Annotated in this window: 23 protein-coding genes; 11 read left to right on the top strand and 12 right to left on the bottom strand. The window is 73.2% G+C overall.

The features are described from left to right. Positions 1-157 precede the first annotated feature (157 nt). Positions 158-442, bottom strand: coding sequence for a hypothetical protein (locus tag RNC47_RS18450; protein WP_311600132.1), 285 nt, complete (start codon positions 440-442; stop codon positions 158-160). A gap of 162 nt (positions 443-604) precedes the next feature. Between RNC47_RS18450 and RNC47_RS18445 the strand changes: the two genes are divergently transcribed. Then, positions 605-1,471, top strand: a complete 867-nt coding sequence (locus tag RNC47_RS18445; protein WP_311600130.1) for a helix-turn-helix domain-containing protein — start codon at positions 605-607, stop codon at positions 1,469-1,471. Next, the gene (locus tag RNC47_RS18440) at positions 1,468-1,674 is read left to right on the top strand and encodes a DUF397 domain-containing protein (protein WP_311600129.1); all 207 of its coding nucleotides are present in this window, start codon (positions 1,468-1,470) and stop codon (positions 1,672-1,674) included. Before RNC47_RS18445 ends, RNC47_RS18440 begins: the two co-directional genes overlap by 4 nt. A gap of 20 nt (positions 1,675-1,694) precedes the next feature. Here the strand turns inward: RNC47_RS18440 and RNC47_RS18435 are convergent, their stop codons facing one another. The 6 genes from RNC47_RS18435 to RNC47_RS18410 all read right to left on the bottom strand — a co-directional run bounded on the left by RNC47_RS18435 (position 1,695) and on the right by RNC47_RS18410 (position 9,042). Next, positions 1,695-2,663: an ABC transporter permease gene (locus RNC47_RS18435; protein WP_311600127.1), complete on the bottom strand. Its 969-nt coding sequence runs from the start codon at positions 2,661-2,663 to the stop codon at positions 1,695-1,697. Then, the gene (locus RNC47_RS18430) at positions 2,660-3,556 is read right to left on the bottom strand and encodes an ABC transporter ATP-binding protein (protein WP_311600126.1); all 897 of its coding nucleotides are present in this window, start codon (positions 3,554-3,556) and stop codon (positions 2,660-2,662) included. Before RNC47_RS18430 ends, RNC47_RS18435 begins: the two co-directional genes overlap by 4 nt. A gap of 17 nt (positions 3,557-3,573) precedes the next feature. Further along, positions 3,574-4,014: a GntR family transcriptional regulator gene (locus RNC47_RS18425; RefSeq protein WP_394814811.1), complete on the bottom strand. Its 441-nt coding sequence runs from the start codon at positions 4,012-4,014 to the stop codon at positions 3,574-3,576. A gap of 96 nt (positions 4,015-4,110) precedes the next feature. Then, positions 4,111-4,947, bottom strand: a complete 837-nt coding sequence (locus RNC47_RS18420; protein WP_311600124.1) for an endo alpha-1,4 polygalactosaminidase — start codon at positions 4,945-4,947, stop codon at positions 4,111-4,113. 110 nt (positions 4,948-5,057) lie between these two features. Then, positions 5,058-8,207: a sacsin N-terminal ATP-binding-like domain-containing protein gene (locus RNC47_RS18415; protein ID WP_311600123.1), complete on the bottom strand. Its 3,150-nt coding sequence runs from the start codon at positions 8,205-8,207 to the stop codon at positions 5,058-5,060. 52 nt (positions 8,208-8,259) lie between these two features. Beyond that, a complete protein-coding gene (locus tag RNC47_RS18410; RefSeq protein ID WP_311600122.1) occupies positions 8,260-9,042 on the bottom strand; it encodes a DUF3027 domain-containing protein in 783 nt (260 codons plus the stop codon). 335 nt (positions 9,043-9,377) lie between these two features. On the opposite strand from RNC47_RS18410, the gene RNC47_RS18405 reads away from it, so the two are divergent. The 5 genes from RNC47_RS18405 (at position 9,378) to RNC47_RS18385 (ending at position 14,781) form a co-directional block, all read left to right on the top strand. Next, positions 9,378-10,730, top strand: coding sequence for an MFS transporter (locus tag RNC47_RS18405; protein ID WP_311600121.1), 1,353 nt, complete (start codon positions 9,378-9,380; stop codon positions 10,728-10,730). 28 nt (positions 10,731-10,758) lie between these two features. Continuing rightward, positions 10,759-11,343, top strand: a complete 585-nt coding sequence (locus tag RNC47_RS18400; RefSeq protein WP_311600120.1) for a hypothetical protein — start codon at positions 10,759-10,761, stop codon at positions 11,341-11,343. Between the two features lie 87 nt (positions 11,344-11,430). Beyond that, positions 11,431-12,309, top strand: coding sequence for a futalosine hydrolase (locus RNC47_RS18395; protein WP_311600119.1), 879 nt, complete (start codon positions 11,431-11,433; stop codon positions 12,307-12,309). After that, the gene (locus tag RNC47_RS18390) at positions 12,306-13,187 is read left to right on the top strand and encodes a 1,4-dihydroxy-6-naphthoate synthase (protein ID WP_311600117.1); all 882 of its coding nucleotides are present in this window, start codon (positions 12,306-12,308) and stop codon (positions 13,185-13,187) included. Before RNC47_RS18395 ends, RNC47_RS18390 begins: the two co-directional genes overlap by 4 nt. Positions 13,188-13,317: 130 nt before the next feature. Next, positions 13,318-14,781, top strand: coding sequence for an ATP-binding protein (locus RNC47_RS18385; RefSeq protein WP_311600232.1), 1,464 nt, complete (start codon positions 13,318-13,320; stop codon positions 14,779-14,781). 52 nt (positions 14,782-14,833) lie between these two features. Here RNC47_RS18385 and RNC47_RS18380 read toward each other — a convergent pair whose 3' ends face one another. Continuing rightward, a complete protein-coding gene (locus tag RNC47_RS18380; RefSeq protein WP_132929506.1) occupies positions 14,834-15,214 on the bottom strand; it encodes a cold-shock protein in 381 nt (126 codons plus the stop codon). 166 nt (positions 15,215-15,380) lie between these two features. Here RNC47_RS18380 and RNC47_RS18375 point away from each other — a divergent pair, with 166 nt between their 5' ends. After that, a complete protein-coding gene (locus RNC47_RS18375) occupies positions 15,381-15,605 on the top strand; it encodes a hypothetical protein (RefSeq protein WP_311600115.1) in 225 nt (74 codons plus the stop codon). A 16-nt stretch (positions 15,606-15,621) separates the two neighbouring features. On the opposite strand, the gene RNC47_RS18370 is transcribed toward RNC47_RS18375, so the two are convergent. Both RNC47_RS18370 and RNC47_RS18365 read right to left on the bottom strand, forming a co-directional pair. Next, a complete protein-coding gene (locus RNC47_RS18370; RefSeq protein WP_311600113.1) occupies positions 15,622-15,828 on the bottom strand; it encodes a DUF397 domain-containing protein in 207 nt (68 codons plus the stop codon). Next, positions 15,825-16,652, bottom strand: a complete 828-nt coding sequence (locus RNC47_RS18365) for a helix-turn-helix domain-containing protein (RefSeq protein WP_311600112.1) — start codon at positions 16,650-16,652, stop codon at positions 15,825-15,827. The genes RNC47_RS18370 and RNC47_RS18365 overlap by 4 nt, the downstream gene beginning before the upstream one ends. 213 nt (positions 16,653-16,865) lie before the next feature. Between RNC47_RS18365 and RNC47_RS18360 the strand changes: the two genes are divergently transcribed. Together RNC47_RS18360 and RNC47_RS18355 are read left to right on the top strand one after the other, a co-directional pair. Beyond that, positions 16,866-17,561, top strand: a complete 696-nt coding sequence (locus tag RNC47_RS18360; protein ID WP_311600111.1) for a hypothetical protein — start codon at positions 16,866-16,868, stop codon at positions 17,559-17,561. Beyond that, positions 17,558-17,791, top strand: coding sequence for a hypothetical protein (locus RNC47_RS18355; RefSeq protein ID WP_311600110.1), 234 nt, complete (start codon positions 17,558-17,560; stop codon positions 17,789-17,791). The genes RNC47_RS18360 and RNC47_RS18355 overlap by 4 nt, the downstream gene beginning before the upstream one ends. Before the next feature lie 20 nt (positions 17,792-17,811). On the opposite strand, the gene RNC47_RS18350 is transcribed toward RNC47_RS18355, so the two are convergent. Next, on the bottom strand, positions 17,812-18,405 hold the full coding sequence (locus RNC47_RS18350) for a TetR/AcrR family transcriptional regulator (protein WP_311600109.1): 594 nt from the start codon (positions 18,403-18,405) through the stop codon (positions 17,812-17,814). Positions 18,406-18,504: 99 nt separating this feature from the next. Here RNC47_RS18350 and RNC47_RS18345 point away from each other — a divergent pair, with 99 nt between their 5' ends. Beyond that, on the top strand, positions 18,505-19,227 hold the full coding sequence (locus tag RNC47_RS18345) for a nitroreductase (RefSeq protein ID WP_311600108.1): 723 nt from the start codon (positions 18,505-18,507) through the stop codon (positions 19,225-19,227). Between the two features lie 128 nt (positions 19,228-19,355). On the opposite strand, the gene RNC47_RS18340 is transcribed toward RNC47_RS18345, so the two are convergent. Then, complete coding sequence (locus RNC47_RS18340) at positions 19,356-19,982, bottom strand: HAD family hydrolase (RefSeq protein WP_311600107.1); 627 nt, start codon at positions 19,980-19,982, stop codon at positions 19,356-19,358. Positions 19,983-20,044 lie beyond the last annotated feature (62 nt).

Raw genomic sequence — 20,044 nt, 5'->3', positions numbered from 1 at the left:
GACTGTCCGCCCTCAGTGGGCTCGTCGTCGTCTCCCGGATCAACGCGCACGTCGGTTACCGTTCCTTTCATGCCGAAGGCGCGAGGACTCTCCTCGTGCCGGTGGTGCAGCCGTTCCGGGCGGGGACGGCCAAATCCAAACGCCCGGAACGGACATCTCAGGAGCGCCCGACGTCGCTCGGCCAGACCAGGCGGGCCGTGATGTCGGGGGCGTGGCTGAAGGATCCGAGGGCTCGGTCCGGCGACGCGAGGCGCATGCGGCGGTGCCCCTCGACGCTGACGACCTCGGACAGGCCCTCGTCGAAGGCCATGCCCCACGCGGCCACGCGGGCGTCCTCGTGCTCGCGGTAGACCTGAACCACCGCGAAGAGGCGGGGCAGTTGGGACGTGACCAGATCGTGCACGGCCCCGTTGAAGTCGATACGGCTGAAGTCGTCTTCCATGGCTGCTACCTCCGGTGGTGTGTCGACCACGATCCGCCATCACGTTAGACCTTTACATCAAAGGCCCGCCATCACTCGGGCGAGTGAAACTCCTTTACGTAAAGGCACCGTTGAGTAGGCTCGACCTCGACAAAGCGTCACCGGAGGGGGGCGACAGCCAACATGGCCAACTCATCCGCACAGTTGCGCCGACTGGGCACCGAACTGCGCAGGCTGCGCGAGAGTGTTGGGCGAACGCAGGGCGATGTGGGTGCGGCGATCGGGCGTACGCACGCCAGCGTGGTCAACTGGGAGCGCGGCAAGACCAGGATCAGCAAGTCCGATCTGGTCTGCCTGCTGGCCGAGTTGCACGCGCCGGCCGAGGTGCGCAAGGGGCTTGAGAAGCTTCGCGAGGACGCGGCGCGTGGCACCTCGTCCTGGGCGACCTACGGCCTTCCTGACTGGTTGCGGCCGATGCTCAGCTTCGAGGAGGACGCGACCGGCGTCACCACCTTCGAGCCGGTGCTGGTGCCGGGGCTGCTCCAGACCGAGGAGTACGCCCGCGCCATCCACACGGCCGGGCGCCACAAGGTCGCCCCGGAGTACGTCGAGAAGTGGGTCGCGGCACGCATGCGACGCCAGCAGCGGCTCAGCGGACCTGGCGCCCTCACCGTGCACGCGGTGATCGCCGAGGCCGTGCTGCGACTTGAGGTCGGCGGACCCGAGGTGTTCGGCCGGCAGCTTGAGCGGCTGTGCGAGGCGGCGTCGGCCGACAACATCACCGTGCAGGTGCTGATCGCCGATCAGGGTGGCTACGGTGGCATGGCGAGCAACTTCACCATGCTGCACTTCGCCGATCCGGCGATCGACCCGCCGCTCGGCTGCTTTGACGGTCCGCTCGGCGGCCATCTCCTCAGCGACGCGGGAGACGTGGCCACCATGGCAAAGATGTTCGATGATCTGAGGGAGATGGCCCTGCCGGCGGAGGACTCCGCCGAACTGCTGGCCACGATCCTCGCCGAGCATCGGAGAAAGGGCGGCACCGGATGACCAGAAGCACCAGCACGCCGCGCTGGCGCACCTCCTCCCACAGCAACGCCGGAGGCAACTGCGTCCAGCTGGCGGACCTCGCGGACGGCCGAATAGCCGTCCGCGACAGCAAGGCCCCCGAGAGCGGGCCGATCTCCTTCGAGCGGGCCCCGATTGCCGCCTGGCTCAAGGCCGCCAAGGCAGGGGCCCTGGATCGCCCATAGCCGGTCGACGACCGCGCGGCTCAGGAGAGCCGGCGGATGCGCCGCACCGCGAGGTAGCAGAGGAGCGCGGTCAGGGCCAGGAAGACGCCGGTCTCGATGAACTGGAAGGGCCAGAAGCGGTCGCCCGGCTGGTAGAGCTGCCAGTTGACGGAGCCGGGTTCGACGCCGCCCCGGTCCAGGCACTCCGGGTCGTGCGGCGGGCAGCCGATCAGGCCGGTGCTGACGAGTTCGCCGTCGGCGTTCCGGACGCCGCTGTCGTAGACCCAACTGGCGGCGGCCGGGTTGAGCCACTCACCGCCGGTGGTGCTGTAGCTCAGTTCCTCGGCGGGCAGGTAGTGGGGCCGGAGCACCAGCTCGACGAACAGCCGGACGGCGACGAAGCCGCCGAGGGTGAGGGCCATGGCGGGCATGACGCGGCGGGTCACGGTGCCGGCGAAGGTGCCGAGCGCGAGGGCGAAGAGCGTGTAGCCGACGGGCGCGACGCCCTGCACGTCGAAGAAGCCGTAGGCGAGGCGTCCGGTGCCGTTGGCCGCCATGGGCCCGAACCACCAGGTGACGCCGAGCGCGTACGCCACGGCGAGCGGGATGGTGACGGCGCCGAGCAGCCCGAGCTTGGTGAGGGCCCAGCGGCGCCGGCTGACGCCCTGGGTCCAGACGAGGCGGTGGGTGCCGTGTTCGAGCTCGCGGGAGACCAGCGGGGCGCCGAGGAAGAGGCCGACGAGCAGCGGCAGCACCATGAAGAGGATGGCCACCATGGTCAGGCTGTTGAACTCGCCGGTGAACTGGCGACGCAGCGCGTCGCAGGTGTCGGCCCCGCCGGAGACGAGCACCTCGGTGCCGAGGACGTCGAGGCAGTCGGCGAGCCCGGAGTCCTCGAAGGAGTCGTGCATGCGCAGCCCGGTGGGCACCATCAGGGCGGCGAGCGCGAGCAACGCCAGGGCGGTGTAGAGGAGTTGCCTGCGGTGTTGGCGCCAGGTCAGCCAGATCACGCGGCCACCCCCGCGCGGCTGTCGGCGGCGCCGAGGTAGGCGAGGACGAGGTCCTCCAGGGAGACCTCGTGCGCGGACCAGGCGGGGTCGGCCGGTCCGGCGCCGGTGGTGCGGGCCAGCAGGGTGGTCTGCCGGTCGGTGTGGCTGGCGCGGACCACGTTCCGGACGCCGGGGACGGCCTCCGGGCGGTCGGTGCGCGGGCCGACGAGGGTGCGGTGCTCGGCGAGCAGGTCGTCGACGGCGCCGGTGAGTTGGACGTGCGCGGTCTGGAGCAGGACCAGGTGGTCGCAGACCCGCTCCAGGTCGGCGAGCAGGTGGGAGGAGAGCAGCACGGTGGTGCCGGTCTCGGCGACCGCGTCCATCAGCGTGCCCATGAACTCGTGGCGGGCCAGCGGGTCGAGGGCGGCGGCCGGCTCGTCGAGCAGCAGCAGCCGGGGCCGCTTGGCCAACGCGAGTCCCAGGGCGACCTGGGCGCGCTGGCCGCCGGAGAGACTCCCGACGGGCTTACCGGTCGGTATGCCGACGGCGGCCAGTCGGTCGCGGACGAGCTCCGCGTCCCAGCGGCGGTTGAGCCTGGCGCCCATGGTGATCAGCTCGTCGGCGGTGAACTCCCGGTAGAGCGGGGTCTCCTGCGCGACGAAGCCGATCTCGGCCAGGGCGTCGGTGTCGCCCCGCGGGTCGCGGCCGAAGACGCGGACGTGGCCGGCGTCGGGGCGCGACAGGCCGACGGCCAGGTGCAGCAGGGTGGACTTGCCGGCGCCGTTCGGTCCGACCAGCGCGGCGATCCGGCCGGCCGGCAGCCGCAGCGAGCAGTCGCGCAACGCCCAGGCGCGGCCGTGGCGTTTGCCCACCGCGTCCATCTCCAACGCCGTGTCGCGGGCGTCATCCGTCATCTGTGCTCCCACTGGGTTCATGGAGTGTCGTCGGGAACCGGGCGACCGAGGGTGGACCGCAGCGTGGTGTCGATCAGCGCCGCGATGTCCTCACGGCCGAGCCCGGCGGCCTCGGCCCTGCGCAGCCACGCCACCAACTCCTCGCGCAGCGCGGCCTGATGGGCCAGGGAGTCGCCGGCGAGGGTCGCCACCAGAAAGGTGCCGACCCCCGGCCGGCCCTCGGCCAGGCCCTCCAACTCCAGCTCGCGGTACGCCTTGAGCACCGTGTTCGGGTTGATCGCCAACGTCCGTGCCACCTCACGCACCTTGGGCAACTGGTCCCCGGGCCGGGCGATGCCGACGCGCAGCGCCTGCTTCACCTGGAGCACCAACTGCATGTAGGTGGCCACCTTCGAGCGACCGTCGAGCACGAACTCGATCACCGATTCTCCTATTGTCCTATGACAGTAAGACAGCATGGGCGTGGGCGTGCCCGATGTCAATCGTCTCCGAGAATCGGTACGACGGCGGCCCCGACGACGGTGCCCGCCGCCGGGGTGCTGCCAGGCCCTAGATCAGGCCGCCGCCGCGCAGGTCTCGCGCCACACGTCCAGGTCCAGGTTCTTCAGCAGCGAGCTCAGGCCGAGCGCTGTGGTGACGGGACAGAACTCCTCGGTCGTCAGCTCGTACTCGGCGTGGAAGACGGCCTTGCCCGCCTCGACGAACGGGGTCAGCGCCTCGCACTCCTCGTACTGCGCGCACTGCTCGTTGACCGCGAAGTCGTAGTCGTCGACGAGCTCCGGGATCTGGTCCAGGTCGTTCTTCAGGCCGACCGAGAGGCCCCGCTCGTGGGCCAGGTCCGCGATCATGCGGTTGAAGGCCAGCTGGTCGTCCGCGGTGATGTCGAAGCCGCTGTCGTTGACGTAGGCGTCCATGTTGTCCGGCTCGACCGCGTCGAAGCCCTTGTCCGCGCACATGTCGAAGCGCTCGGCCATGATCGGCTCCAGCACGTCCAACGCACGGATGTCCAGCCAGCGCTCGCCCGGCCAGCCGTTGGGCTCGCCCAGGATCTCCTCGGGGAACTCGTCGGCGTCGGGACGGAAGTCCTCCCAGGCGCCGGCGCTGATGTAGCAGATCACCCGCACGTCCCGCGCGTGCAGCTCCTCGACCACGGCGGCGTCGTTCTCGAAGCCGTCGATGTCGTAGACCGGGACGTCGACCGAGGTGTCCACCTCGCCGATGAGCTGCCACTGCCAGTCGGTGCCGGGCTCCGGCGTCCAGAACTCCGAGCTGACGGCCGCCTCGTCGCCCGAGGGCGACGAGGAGCCGTCCGCGTCGGCGGAGCCGGCAGAGCAGGCGAACAGTAACGGCAGCACTGCCAGCGGCGCGGCCATGCGGGTGAGTCGTGTCATCGGGCGAACTCCAACTCCTCAGCCTGGACGGGCCGGGCAACGGCGTGGCGGGGAGGGAACGACGACGCCACCGCCGCGTGGCCCGGCCAGGCCCGCCGCCAGGCGACGGGTCAGTCGAACCATCGGGCGGTCTCCAGCTCCTCGGCCCGGGACGGGTCCTCCAGGAGGGCGGCGAGCTCGAAGCGGCGTGGCCACTGGCCGGTGGCCCAGGCCAGGCCGGCCGCCAGGCCCTCGAAGGTGGCGGCGTGCAGCGTGCCGTCCGGGGTGAGACGCCACTCCACCTCCACGCCGTCGACGACCAGTTCGTCGTGCTCCACGTAGTCGGGCGGCGTGTCGGGGCCCAGCAGGGCGTGCGCCGCCTCGGGGGTGTCGCGGCGGGTGCCGCCCTCCGGGGCCGGCGCGGGCAGCGCGACGCTCAGCGGGCGCACGTCCAGCACGGCGGCCAGCGCGGCGGCACGCTCCGGCGGCACCGGCAGCAGGGCCCGGCCGGCGGCCAGCGGCAACAGGTCGGGCGCGTCCGCCACCAGCGCCTCGGCCACCGGCACCACCGCGACCGAGCCGTCCACCACCGCGCACAGCTCGTCGGGCAGGGTGACGTCGGCCGGGTCGAGGTCGGCCAGCAGCGCGTACAGGCCGTGCAGCTGGGCCGGGACCACCGTCGACTCCGGGTCGACGAGCCGGCTCAGCAGCTCGGCCGCGCCGCCCGGCTCGGCCAGCAGCGCCCGGGCCGTGGTGCGCACGCCCAGCGCGTGCAGCACGGCCTCGTCGGCGTCGGCGGTGTCCGCGTCCTCGTAGAGGCCGGCCAGCAGCGGGTCCCCGTCCGCCGAGCGCAGGCCCACCGGCTCCCGCCCGCCCAGCACCGGGGCGCCGCGCAGCCACCAGGCGCTGTACGGGCGGGCCAGCTCGACCGAGCCGTCCGGCATCCGCACCCGCACGGGCGTCGTCAACGCCTCCCGGTAGGGGGCGCGGGAGAACAGCTCCAGGGCACGCGGCCACTGGTCGTCCGCCACCAGATCCAGGTCCCGGATGGCGACCACCTCGGCCGCCACCGGCGGCAGCTCGGCGTCCGGCAGGGCGTCCAGGACGTCCTCGCACCAGACGTCGACGGCCTCCAGCAGCCCCAGGTTGTCCGGCTCGGGATAGCCGACGTCCCGGTCCTCCCCCAGCTCGTCCGGGTCGAGGACGACGTCGGTGGCCCGTATCAGCACGAAGTCGGCCTGCACGCCGACCGCCGTCAGCGGCTGCTCGCCCCACCGCTCGGCGAGCTCCGGGTCGACGGTGGCCAGCTCGCCCGGCTCGATGAGCTCCGCGAACGGGCTGCCGGGCAGCACGAGATCGGCGGCCGGGCTCAGCTCGCCGTCCTCGTCGGGAAGGGCCAGGGCGGCCAGCCAGGGCTCCTCGCCGGGCGCCAACTCCGCGTCCCGCGCCAGCCCCAGCACGAGCTCGGCCAGCTCCTCCGGCGGGATCGCGTCCTCGTCCCACACCTCGGCGTCGGCCGAGGCCGCCACGGCCGACCGCACCTGCGGGGTGACCAGCACGGCGCGCGGCGTGGCCGGGCTCGCGCCCAGCTTCTCCAACAACGGGTGGGCCGCCTCCGGATGCACCACCTTGAGCCCGAGCCGGCCAAGATCCGCCGCGTCCGTGCCGGGCACCGGCAGCAGCGCGCGGCGCGGCCCGATGGTGGTGCCGCCGTCGGCCAGCGGCACCGGCAGGCCCGTCAGCAGGTCCGGGTCGACGCCCGCCAGCGACTCGTAGAGCCGCGCCCACCAGCCGGGCGGCCGCTCCACGCCCGCCAGCCGGTCGATCACCTCGCCGAGCGAGACCCGCGCCACCTCCAGCACCCGCAGCTCGGGGCGCCGCTCGAGACCGGCGGGCAGCAGCTGCGGGAACAGCTCGGCGAGCACCGCCACCGTCTCGGCGCCGGCCCGCTCCACCAGCTCGGCGTCCCTGGGACGCAGCGCGACGGCCCCCTCCTCCTCGCCCTCCTCGGCCTCGGCGGCCGGGGCCGCGGCGCGCGGCAGGAAGGCCGTGCCGGGCAGCCGGTCGAGCAGCGCGGCGCGCAGCCTGCCGTCCAACTCGCCGCGGCCCAGCGGCCCGGGCACCAGGCCGAGGATGTCGCCGGTGACCGGGCGCCAGTCGGCGAGCAGCGCCGCGTACGCCTCGGCGGCCCGGTCGATCAGGAAGTCGGTGAGCGGCCCCGGCGCCACATGGCGGCGGGTCGGCTCCAGCGGGAAGCTGGCGATCAGCAGCGCGGGCAGGCCGAGCGCGTCGTCCGTCGGCGTCGGGGCGTGCACCACGGCGGGGCTGTTGGGCGCGGCGGGGGCGCCCTCCGCGTCCACCGGCACCGCCCAGGTGACGGACCAGTGGCGCCGGTCGCGCTCCTCGATCGGCCGGTCCGCGAACAGCTCGGGCTTGGCCTCGCCGCTGTCCTGCGAGACCCGCCACCGGGTGGCGCGCACCGCGAGCCCGGCCGGGCCCGGCTCCTCGGTGATCTGCGTGTAGGGGCCGAACTGGCGGCGCGTCAGGGTGCGGGTGCCGCCCGGCGTCTCCACCGCGACCTCGACCAGGCCCGGCAGGGTGAGCAGCAGCGTGTCGTCGACCGCGTCGAGCAGCCGGGTGGCCAGGTCCTCGGCCGCCGCGTCCCGCAGCGGCAGGGTGACGGCCGTGTCGAAGCCGTCCGGCACCGCCGCGGCGGGATCGCCCGCCGGCACCGGGAACGGCAGCCGCAGCAGCGGGACCGCGTGCCGCTGGCCGGCCCTGCGGTCCAACTCCGCCAGCAGCCGCGGGCTGTCCGCGCCGGTGGCGCGCGCGAGCTCAGCGGCCTCGCCGAGCGACCAGCGGACGGCGCCGGCCGCGCCGGCGATCGCGGGCGCGTCACTCACGGCCAGCACGGCGGCGAAGCCGACGCCGAACCGGCCCACGCCGCTCGACTGCTCGCGCTTCGCCGAGGCGCGCAGCGTGGACAGCGACTCCACGCCCGCCGCGTCGAGCGGGGCGCCGGTGTTGGCGACGGTCAGCACGCCGTCCCGAAGGGTCAGGCGCAGCCGGCCCGGCGTGCCGGCGCGGGCCGCGGCGTCCGCCGCGTTCTGCGCGAGCTCGACGACGAGCCGGTCGCGGTAGCCGCCGCGGGCCAAATCCTCCTCGGCGTTGGCGTCCTCCCGGAAACGGGCGGGTGAGGCCGCCCAGGCGGTCAGGACGCCGTGCCGCAGCCGCGCGGTGCCGAAGGGGTCGGCGGGGTCGGCGTGGTGGTCGGTGGTCACGGGGCGACAGTACCGGGTCGCACCGACAGCGGGCTCCCCGGCGACGGCCGCGCTACAGCGGATCCGCGCCCAGGTGGTCGATGACCGGCGGCGCCGGCCGCTGCGGCTTGGGCACCTCGGCGGCCTCCGAGTGCGCGCCGCAGCCGTAGGACAACGAGACGACCTGGCCGTCGGCCGGCGCGTACTCGTTGGCGCACACCCCGAACGCCTGCCGCAGCGAGCCGGCCATCGGCAGCAGGAACCCGCAGCTGGCACAGCTCGCCGGCGCGGCCTGCGCCATCGGCGTCTCGGGCCCGAACCGCTCCTCCCAGCGGTCGGCGGCCTCCTGCAGCCCGACCCAGGACAGCACCCGGCGGCGCCCGAGCCCCAACTTGTTGGCCACGTCGGTGACCGCGCCGCGCCCGCCCGCCGGCTCCTCTTCCTCCTCGGGCTCCTCGCCCGGCGCCTCCGCGAGCACCCCGGGTTCGAGCCGCACGTCGTCCGCCTCGGCGGGCAACAGGTCGCCAGGACCCAGGTCCCCGGGGCGCAGCCGCTCGCTCCACGGCACCCAGTCCGGCGCCAACAGCGCCTCGGGGCCGGGCGTCAGGGCGACCTCGTCGACCGTGACATAGCGGGCGCGGGCGGCGCGGGCCACCGTGACGCCCCAGCGCCAGCCGGGGTAGCCGGGGTCCCGGCTACCGAAGAAGTGGGTGACGAGCCGGTCGCCTTCGGCGACCACCCCCAGGTGCTCGCCGATCGGCTGGGGATGGGCCGCCTGCGCCGCGGCGTCGCGGGCGAGGTCGACCGCCTCGGCGCAGAGCCGATCGGGTGTGCGGCTTCGCGTCGGGCCTGGCATCCCAGCACTCACAAGAACTCTCCTACGCCGTTGACCGGTGCGGGCGCCTCAGGCGAACGGGGCCGACGGAGCGGACGCTGGGACCGCTGCGACGTCGCGCTGAACGAGGCAAGGCGCACCGCCGGCCCACGCTACCGCACGGGCCAGCCGCGCGGCGCGTGGCCCAGGGCAGCCCAGCTCGGTGCACGCCCGACCACCGCCACGCGCCCCCCATATCAGAAGGGCCCCACCCGCCGCCCGCTGATCCTCGAAGATCGCCCGACAAGGGCCTAGGCTGGGTGACCGTGGTCGCTGGCAGCTCGTCGGGTACCAGGAGCGGAGGCGGTTCGGGGCGCGTGCCCCGGGCGGTCCAGGCGACCGGGCGTGCCCTGCGGGCGGTGCCGATCGCCATCGGGCGCCGCATCCGGCGCACGACGCACGCGCAGGGCGCGGGCGAGTCCGGGCTCGGCAAGCTGATCGAGCTGCACGCCGTGCACTCGGCCGGCGACATGCTGATCACCATGGCGCTCGCCTCCACCATCTTCTTCTCGGTGCCCACCGGCGAGGCACGCGGCCGGGTCGCGCTCTACCTGGCCGTCACCATGGCCCCGTTCATCCTGCTGGCGCCCGTCATCGGCCCGCTCCTCGACCGGATCCCGCACGGCAGGCGGGCCGCGATGGCCGGCGCGCTGCTCGCCCGCGGCATGCTCGCCCTCGTCATCGCCAGCGTGGTCGCCACCGGCGGCCTGGAGCTGTACCCGGCGGCGCTGGGCGTCATGGTCTGCTCCAAGGCGTACAACATCGTGCGGGCCGCCGTCGTCCCCCGGCTCCTGCCCAGCACCATCTCGCTGGTGAAGGCCAACGCCCGCATCACCCTGACCGGCCTCGTCTCGGCCGGCGCGATGGCACCCTTCGGCCTGGCTCTCAACGCCGTCGGCGAGCGGCTCCCCCTCTACGCCGCCTGCCTGGTCACCGTCATCGGCGCCTTCCTCTCCTTCCGGCTGCCGCACAAGGTGGACCTGGCCCGCGGCGAGCGGGACGTGCACCTGGCCGAGCTCGCCGAGACCCGCGCCGCGCTCGCCAGGGAGCGGGACGGGCGGGGCGGCGCCAGCCCGCTGCGGGCGGCCGCCGACTCGCCGGTGGTCAAGGCGCTGGTCGCCAACGGCTCGCTGCGCGCGCTCTCCGGCTTCCTCCTGTTCTTCCTCGCCTTCCTGCTGCGCGGCGAGGCGCTGCCCGGGCTCACCGCCGCGTTCTCGCTCGCCCTCGTCGGGCTCGCGGCCGGCGGCGGCAACGCGCTGGGCAACCTGCTGGGCAGCCTGCTGCGCGACCGCACCCCCGAGCTGAACCTGCTGGTGATACTGCTGCTCGCGCTCACCGTGACCGCCGTGGCCGCCGTCAGCTACAACGCGTTCACGGTCGTCGCCGTCTGCGCGGCGGCCGGCATCTGCCAGGCCATGGGCAAGCTGTCGCTCGACGCGATGATCCAGCGGGACGTGTCCGAGGTGGTGCGCACCTCGACGTTCGCCCGCACCGAGACGGCGGTGCAGATGTCGTGGGTGCTGGGCGGCGCGATCGGCATCTCGCTGCCGCTGCACGGCCCGCTCGGCATGTGGGTGGCGGCCCTGCTGGTGCTGACCGGAGTGCTCGCCTCCGCCCGCAGCCTGGCCGCCGCGGTGCGGCGCGGCACGGCCCACCCCCGCGTCAGGTGATCGGCGGGCGCGCGGGTAACCTGCCCGCATGACTGCGATCTCAACGAACCGGGGCCGCCGGGCCTTCCGCACCACGTTCGCCCTCGGCGCTGTTTCGCTGGGTCTGGTCGCCCTCTCCGCGTGCGAGAAGCCGAGCCCGAACGCGCACTTCACGCTCAACTCCGACACGGAGTCGCGCGAGGCGCCCGACGACTGCTACGGCCACGGCGACGCGCTCGGCGCCGAGCGGGCGCGGTCCTGCACGGAGAGCACCGACGACGTGCCGCGCTTCACGACCCGCGCCGGCGACACCTTCCGCGTCGGCGTCGACCCGCGCATCGCCGACAACGGCTGGCTGCTGTTCGTCAACGGCCTGCTCTACGACACCGAGCCGTTCACGACGACGTACCACAGCTTCCCCAGCGACGACCTGTACCGCGCGGCCGAGCAGCAGGCCAACCAGAGCCAGCAGCCCGCGGCGGAGACCCTGCGGCTCAACGTCGTCGAGGTGTCGGACGACTACGACGCCGACGAGATCCTCAACTCCCAGACGCAGGAGGAGTACGAGTCGAAGATGTTCGGCGCGGTCGACGGCGTCTGGAACGTCGAGCTCGAACCGCACGAGGGCCACTGAGCGAGGCGCTGCTCGCGCGGAGTTGAGCCGGGAGGACGCGACATGCGGGGCGCTGCTCGTGCCGAGTCAGGCGGAGAGGACGCCGGTATGCGGGTGCTGATCGCGACGGCCGTCGAGTCCGAGCGCCGGGCCGTGACCCGCGCCTCCGGCGCGGGGACCCCGGCCGTCGTCCCCCTGCCGTTCGGCGGCGACCTGCACCGGATCCGCCTGGGTGGCGGGCCTCGGTCGCCGGGCCGGCCCGCCGGCGCGAAGCGCACGGCCGCGGACGCGGCCGAACCGGCCGGTGCGCGGCCCGAATCCGGCGGCGCCGAGCCGACCGACCGGCCGGCCGGTGCGACGGGCCAACCGGCAGGCCGGCAGGCCGGGGTCGTGGCCGATGTCGTCGTGGTGGGCGTCGGCTCCGCGGCGGCAGCCGCCGTCGTGGGGAGCGTGCTGGCCGTGGCCGACGAGCCCTACGACCTCGTGGTGTCGGCCGGGATCGGCGGCGGCTTCGCGGAGCGGGTGCCCGTCGGCGGCCTCGTCGTGGCCTCCAGCGTCCTCGTCGTCGACCTGGGGGCGCAGACCGGGACCGGGTTCTCCGACGTGGCGGAGCTCGGCTTCGGCGTGGTCGTCCACCAGCCGCCCCCGGAGCTGGCCGCGGCGGTGGCCGCCGCCACCGGCGGCGTCCTCGCGCCGGTGCTGTCCGTGTCCACCGTGACCGGCACCGAGGAGCGCCGCGCCGAGCTCGCCGCCCGCCACCGGGGCGCCGCCGCCGAGGCGATGGAGGGTTTCGCGGTGGCCACCGCCGCCGACCTGCACGGCGTGCCGACGCTGGAGATCCGCGCCGTCTCCAACGCCGTCGGCCCGCGCGACCGCGAGGCCTGGCGCATCCCGGACGCGCTGGACGCGCTCGCCGCCGCGTTCGCCGCCGTCGGGCCCGTCATCGAGGACTGGCACCAGCAGAGGCACCAGAGGGAGCCGTCATGACCGCCGAAGCAGTGCCCGGGCCGCTGGGCATCGCGTACTCGCCCTGCCCCAACGACACCTTCGTCTTCCACGCCTGGTCGCACGGGCTGCTGCCCGGCGCCCCCGCCGTCGACGTGGACTTCGCCGACATCGACATCACCAACGGCCGCGCCGAGCGCGGCGAGGGCGACCTGCTCAAGGTGTCGTACGCCGTGCTGCCGTGGGTGCTCGACGAGTACGCGCTGCTGCCGTGCGGCGGCGCGCTCGGCCGCGGCTGCGGACCGCTGGTGCTGACCCGCGAGCCGGCCACCGCGGCCGACCTCGCCGGCCGCACGGTCGCGGTGCCGAGCGAACGGTCCACCGCCTACCTGCTGTTCCGGCTCTGGGCGGCGGCCCACGTACCGGGCGGCGTCGGCGAGGTGCGGGTGCTGCCGTTCCACGAGATCATGCCGGCCGTGCGGGACGGGGCCGTGGACGCCGGCCTCGTCATCCACGAGGCCCGCTTCACCTACCAGCGGTTCGGCCTGCACCAGCTCGCCGACATGGGCGAGTTCTGGGAGGCGAGCACCGGCCACCCCATCCCGCTCGGCGCCATCATCGCCAAGCGCTCCCTCGGGCCCGAGCGGCTCGCCACCGTCACCGACGCCATCCGCGCCTCGGTCCGGCGGGCCTGGTCGGACCCGGAGGCGAGCCGCGACTACGTGCTGGCACACGCCCAGGAGATGGACCCGGAGGTGGCCCGGGCCCACATCGACCTCTATGTCAACGAGTTCACCGCCGACCTGGGGGAGGCCGGCTACGCCGCCATCCGCGAGCTGCTGACCAGGGCGGCCGACGAGGGCCTCGTGCCACGCCTGCCGGCGGAGGCGCTGGCCGTGCCGGGACCGGTCGGGGCCTGAAGCGGGCGGCTGGTACACGGGTGCCGCCACAGCCCCCGAGTTCGCATAAGTCGAGTTATGATAGCCAGACCTATGCCAATGCCCGCGGGAAGGGGTTGCGCGGATGGAGATCCCGGCTCGGCCAACCGGCATGTTCGACCGACACCGCGAGTGGGACGCACTGACTCGCTTCGCTGTCGACCCCAGGGCCGGAGCCACGCTGGGCGTCGTGTCGGGAAGGCGACGGCAGGGCAAGACGTATCTGCTGCGCGCACTGTGTCAGGCCGTGGGGGGCTTCTACTTCGCCGCCGATGAGGGCGCCGACGCGGAGTCGCTGCGGCGGCTCGGTGAAGCCGTGGCCGCCCACACGGGGGCCGTGGCGCCGTTGTCCTTCGCCGGCTGGCATGAGGCGGTCGACGCGCTCCTCGCGCTCGGCAAGGCCACCCCCCTGCCCGTCGTGATCGATGAGTTCCCCTACCTCGCGCGTGCCAATGCCCGACTGCCGTCGATCCTGCAGAACGCGCTCGCCCCGCTGCGCCCGGAGCGTGAGGAAAGCCAGACCCGGCTGCTGCTGTGCGGCTCCGCCATGTCGTTCATGGGCGGGTTGCTGAGCGGTAACGCACCCCTGCGCGGCCGGGCCGGTCTCGAGCTCGTGGTACCGACACTCGACCACCAACTGGCCGCCGAGTTCTGGGGCATCGACGACCCGACCACCGCGGTCAAGGTGAACGCCATCGTCGGCGGCACCCCCGCCTACCGCCGCGAGTTCGCCCGCGACGACACCCCGGCGGGCCCTGACGACTTTGACGCCTGGGTGCTGCGCACCGTGCTCTCCCCGGCCAGTCCGCTCTTCCGGGAGGCCCGCTACCTCCTCGCTGACGAGCCCGAGCTACGCGACACCAGCCTCTACCACTCCGTGCTGGCGGCGATCGCGGCGGGCAACACAGGGCGTGGTGGGATCGCCTCCTACCTCGGCCGCAGGTCCGGCGATCTGGCGCACCCCCTCACCGTCCTCGAAGACTGTGGGCTCGTCATTCGGGAACCCGACGCCTTCAAGGACAACCGCACCCACTTCCGCATCGCCGAGCCGCTGGTGACCTTCTATCACGCGGTGATGCGCCCGATCTGGTCCGACCTGGAACACAGTCGAGACGCCCGGGAGAGCCGTCGGCTGTGGCAGCGAAGCCAGCGCCGGTTCCAATCGAGCATCCTCGGTCCCCACTTCGAACGCCTGTGCCGCACCTGGACCCGGCACATGGCTCCCGAAGACCTGCTCCCCGACCTGCCCCACCGGGTGATCTCCGGCACCGTCAACGACCCTGCCGCCAGGACGAGTCATGAGGTCGACATCGTCGCCTACGGCCTGGACGACGACAACCGTCAGCCTCTCCTCGCGATCGGCGAGGCCAAGTGGGGCGAGACCATGGGCGTGCCCCACCTCGACCGGCTGCGACGCATTCGTGGTCTGCTCACCCACCAGGGCCGCCCAGGCGCGGAGACGGCCCGCCTGCTCTGTTTCAGCGGCACGGGCTTCACCGGTGACCTGCAAGCCGAGGCTGACACCTCCCGTGACGTGGTGCTCATCACCCCGGGCGATCTCTACCAGAGGACCTGAACCCGACATCCGCGAGCGCGGCCTCGGCGCTCGTGCGCTGCGAACGCGCGGCTCAGACGTCCAACTGGTCGGCGACGGCGCGCAGCATGCCGGCGATCTTGCGGCCGTTCTGCCGGTCCGGGTAGCGGCCGCGCTCCAGTTGCTGCGTGACGCTCTCCAGCAGGGTCGTCAGGTCCTGGACGATGGAGGCCAGTTCGTCCGGCTTGCGGCGCTGCGCGGCGGCCACCGACGGCACGGGGTCGAGCAGGGTGACGGAGAGCGCCTGGTCCCCGCGCTGACCGGCGACCACGCCGAACTCCACACGCTGACCCGGCTTCAACTCGACGCCCCCGGGCAGCGCTGAGGAGTGCACAAAGACATCGCCGCCGTCGTCACGGGAAAGGAAGCCGAAGCCCTTCTCGGTGTTGAACCACTTGACCTTGCCGGTAGGCACGTGTCCTCGTCCTCGCACTCGTCATAACAAGACGGCGGGCCACAGGACCCGCCTTTCACTCCAGGCTAACCGCCCCCTGCCCGGTGACAAGATGCCGCCGGGCCGTTTCGGAGGATCACTGCCCCCGCCGTATGGCCGATAACCCTGCGTCTGCCACTCTGTAGGTATGAGTGAGGCGAGTGAGCGGTCCCCGGGGGACACGTTGGTGCGGGTCGGCGGCGTGATCTTCGCGGTCGGCGCGGTGGCGACGCTGGTCACCATGGTCCCGCTGCTGATCGGCGCGGACCCGCTGCCGACGGCGGCCTACGTGGTGTCGATGCTGATGGGCGTGGGCTTCCTGGTGGCCGGCACCGGCCTGCTGCGCTCCATCGCGGCGCAACGTTCGCGCTAGCGCCGGCCGCCGGGGCTCAGCCGCGCGCCAGGTGCGAGACGAGTCGGGCGAAGGCGCCGGCCGGCACTATGACCGTCGCCCGCGCCGGATCCTTGGAGTCACGGACCCCGGTCCAGGGACCGAGGTGGGCGACCTCGACGCACTCGTTCTGCGCACCGCTCGCGCTGCTCTTGATCCAGGTGGCCGCGGCCAGGTCGTCGGGGGAGGGTCCGGGTTGCGTCATCGCGTGTACTCCTGTCGGGCTGTGCTCAGCAGTCGGATGCTCTGGGTCGGTCCCGCTGCCTGGGCGCGAAGGCGGTCGAACATGTCCTTGTAGGCGGTGACGTCTTCCGGATCGTCGAGATAGACGCCTCGGCGAGGCAGTTCCAGGTAGACCACCGCCATGGTATTGCGGGGGTCGCGCTCGTCGTCTCGCCCCAGCACGAGGAACTGTGCTCCCGTCACGGCTGGTGGTCCGGACTGGAACGGCAGGATCTGGATGTCGACTGAGGGCCGACGCGCGACCTCCTGCAGGTGGGCGAGTTGTTCGGCCATGACCTGCTCGTCACCGACCACGCGTCGCAGGACGCTCTCGTCCAGGACGGCCCACAGCCTGAGCCCCTCGGCCAGCCGTTCCTGTCGCCTCATGCGAGCGTCGACCTCCAACTCCAGAGCCTCGCCATCGATGCCCTGGCCACGGAGCACGGCCCTCGCGTAGGCGCGGGTCTGGAGGAGGCCGGGCACGAACGTGGTGACGGCGATGCGTTCGTACGCGGCCATCGCTTCGAACGAGACGAGCGGGTCCAGCCATGGCGGCACCGCCGGGTTGCCGACCCACCAACCGGCCTTGAGGTCCTTGGCCATCGCCACCAGCGCGTCCCGCTCCTCGTCGGTGGCGTCGCATGCCTCGGCGATCGCCTTGACGGTCGCCCACTTCACGGTGCGGCGGTCCTGCCATTCCTCGTAGCGGCTGACGGTGGCCTTGGAGCAACCCGCGCGCTCAGCGGCTTGTACCTGGGTGAGTTGAGCCCGCTCGCGTAGGGCGACCAGACCGCGAGCGATCTGCATGCGTCCGGCCGGACCCACGGGTGACTGACTCATCGGCGACCCGCCCTTCTCTCATTCCCGCTGATCAAGTGCCGAGAGTACGCGCGGTGTTGCCCAACACCCGCAGCCGAGCCACTCGATCGAGGGAAATCCATAATGCTGTTTCTACTGGAGAGAAACAGCATGCCACGATGTCGCCCACACAACGCACACGCCTCACGGCGGAGGGTGGCCATGGCCTCGAACACCACGAAACCGGCAAACGTCCAACACGCCCCCGATGTCCTCTCGTTCTTCCTGCCGCTCGCCTGGGTGAGCCTCGACGCGCAGCGGCGGCTCGACGGTCGGGAGTGCGCCCGGTGTGGCTCCACCGCCGGTCTGCGGCCCGGTGGGCACGCCGTCACCCCGACTCCGGACGGCGGGTCCCTGGGGTGGGCGGTCCGGGTCTGCCAGACGTGCCCGCCCGCGTCCGCGGTCTGCGACAGCGCGGCGGCCGTCGCCTGGGTGGTGGCGGCCGGGGCCGTCGAGGACGACGTCCTGACCGCCTGGCGGTGGCGCCGCTCGGTGGCTGTGCCCACGGGGCGGCTGTGGGACGTGGTCCGCGTCACCCGCTCCGTGGGGCTGACGATCCTCAGCCGGCTGCCGCAGCACGTGCGCGCGGTCGGCCCGGTGCTGGAAGTCCCGGCGCGGGAGACGGTCGAGTTCCTGGTGCCGCGCGGCACCGCGGCCACCTGGCCCGGGGTGCGCGGCGTCTTCTGCGTCGGTGCGGGTGGCGCCAGCCGACTCCCGTCCCCGGGGATGTCGGTCACGGAGGGACGGCGAGCCCGCTGCGGCCGTCGATGGCTCACCCGCCTGGAACCACACCGCACCCCCACGACGCACGGCGGCGGGCTCCTCGAATGCCTGCTGACCGAACTCCCCCGTCGATGACCGTGGACTGGGGTGCGTGCGACGACTCGACGGAGACGCTGCGGCGGGTCGCCGCCGCACTGCGGTGCAGCCTGGAGTGCTGGCGCTGCGGCACCACCGAGAGCCGACTGACGGTCGGCGGCGACGTCAACGGCGAGTTCGGCACCGTGCCGCTGTTCGTCTGCGCCGACTGCGCGCGGGTGTGGGAACGGCTCTACCGGACGGCGTTCGGTCGCCACCCGTCAGCCTGACGACGCCACCCGGGTGCGGATCACCCTGTCCCCGGCAGGGCGTGCGCGAGGAGGACCTCCGCTGCCGCTCGGGCGTGTCGGCCGTAGTCGGCGTCGCCCAGCACCATGGCACGGCTGGCCGCCCCGTCCGCGAGGGTGACCAACTGCTCGGCGAGGACGGCGGGTTCGCGGCAGCCCAGTTCCGTCACCAGTGCGGTGACCAGCCGCACCATGCGCAGCTTCTGCTCGCGGGCGTAGGCGTGCACCGCGCTCTCCGGGTCGGGGAACTCCGCCGCGGCGTCGATGAACGGACACCCGCGTACCGGCGCCTCGTCCGGCGCGGGCTGGTCGAACAGCCCGAGGATGCGCTCCCGCGCCGGGAGGTCCTCGCGGGTCAGCACGCTCTCCAGGGTGGCGCCCGACGAGGCGAGCTCCTGGAGATGCGCCATCACGAGGTCGTTCTTGGCTCGGAAGTGCGCGTAGAGCGTGCGCTTGGACACCGGCGCCGCTTCCGCGACCTGCTCCATGCCGGTCGCGTTGATCCCCTGGGTCGCGAACAGCCGGGCGGCGGCGGCCAGGATGCGCTCCCGCCCGCCCCGCCCCCGCCCCTGCGATGCCGTTGCCGCCACACTCATGGCTTAACTATACGCCGGCGTTTACTCCGCCGGCCGGCGCCAGCTATAGTCGCATCGTTGTAAACGATTCCGTTTACATCGAATGTCGAGGAGTGATCCATGCGCCTGCCAGTCCCCACCGAGCTGAGTGACTACGCGGAGAAGCTGATACGCGGCCGTCGCGCGACCCGTGCGTTCCGCCCGGAAGCCGTACCCGACGACACGATGCGGGCGATCTTCTCGCTGGCCGGCGCCGCGCCGTCCAACTCCAACGCCCAGCCGTGGCGGGTGGAGGTGGCCAGCGGCGCCACACGTGAGCGTCTGGCGGACGCCCTGCGAGCGGCCCACGCCGAACACCGCACCTCGGCCGACTTCGCCTACTCCGAGGACATGTACGCGCCGGTGCATCAGGCGCGGCGGGCGGCGTTCGGCGCCGGACTGTACGGAGCGCTGGGCATCGGCCCCGACGATCACGCGACGCGGGCCGCCTACGACGCGGAGAGCCTGCGCTTCTACGGCGCGCCGCACGCCGCGTTCCTGTTCGTCACCGGGGACGGCGGGCCCCGGCTGGCCGCCGATGTCGGCGCCTACCTGCAGACGCTGCTCCTGGCGATGACGGCGTACGGAGTGGCGAGTTGCCCGCAGGGGCTGCTGAGCTTCTACGCCGACACGGTCCGCGCCGAACTCGGGCTCACCGAGGGGAAGCTGCTCGTGGGCGTCTCCTTCGGCTACGCCGACGAATCCGCGCCGGTGAACCACGTCACGACCGAGCGGGCCCCGCTCGAAGAGGTCACGACCTTCCACGGCCAGGCCCGCTCCAGGCGATCACGAGAGGCCGGCTGATGTGACGCGAGGGCCGTGGATCCGCGGCGCTGCGACGATCCGCGCGTGATCACTCCTGGCCCAACAGTCCCCGACGGTGCGAAATCCCATCGGCGGAACGACGACCAGATCAGAAGACCGGACAGGGACTAGCCGGCCAGGTGCCCGTCGAGCCAGGCCGGGAAGTCGGTCAGGTCGGGCAGCACCACGTCGGCGCCCTCGCGCCGCAGTTCGTCGGCGCTGCACGGTCCGGTGGCGACGGCCACGGAGTACGCGCCGGCCGTGACGGCGCCGCGCACGTCCCCGACGTGGTCGCCGACGTAGACGCCGGCGGCGTGGTCGCGGAGCGCGGCGGCCTTCCCCTCCGCCCAGAGCGAGCCGATGACGACGTCGGGCCCCAGGCCGAGGTGGGCCACGTGGCGCTCGGCGTTCGGCGCGTACTTCGCGGTGACGACGATCACCCGGCCGCCGCGCTCCCGCACGGCCGCGATGGCCTCGCGGGCGCCCGGCATGGCGGGCGTCTCGGCGATCGCGTAGTCCCGGTACATGGTGCGGTAGCGGTCCGCCGCCTCGGCTATCCGCTCGGCCGGGAACCAGTTCGCCAGCTCGACCTCCAGCGGCGGCCCGAGCCGGGTGACGGCCAGGTCGGCGTCGATCGGGATACCGGTCTCGCGCGCGAGCGCGAGGTAGACGCTGCGGATCCCTGGACGGGAGTCGATGAGCGTCATGTCGAGATCGAAGCCGACGGTGAGCGGAATGCTTGGCATATGAAACATTCTGCCCGAACCGGCGTCCGTGCCTGGTGGGCGGGGGTTCCTCCCCCCACCCACCCGCCCTT

This window comes from Streptomyces millisiae (genome assembly GCF_031845425.1).
Taxonomy (GTDB): Bacteria; Actinomycetota; Actinomycetes; order Streptomycetales; family Streptomycetaceae; genus Streptomyces; species Streptomyces millisiae.
This window is presented reverse-complemented; position numbering and strand designations above follow the sequence as displayed.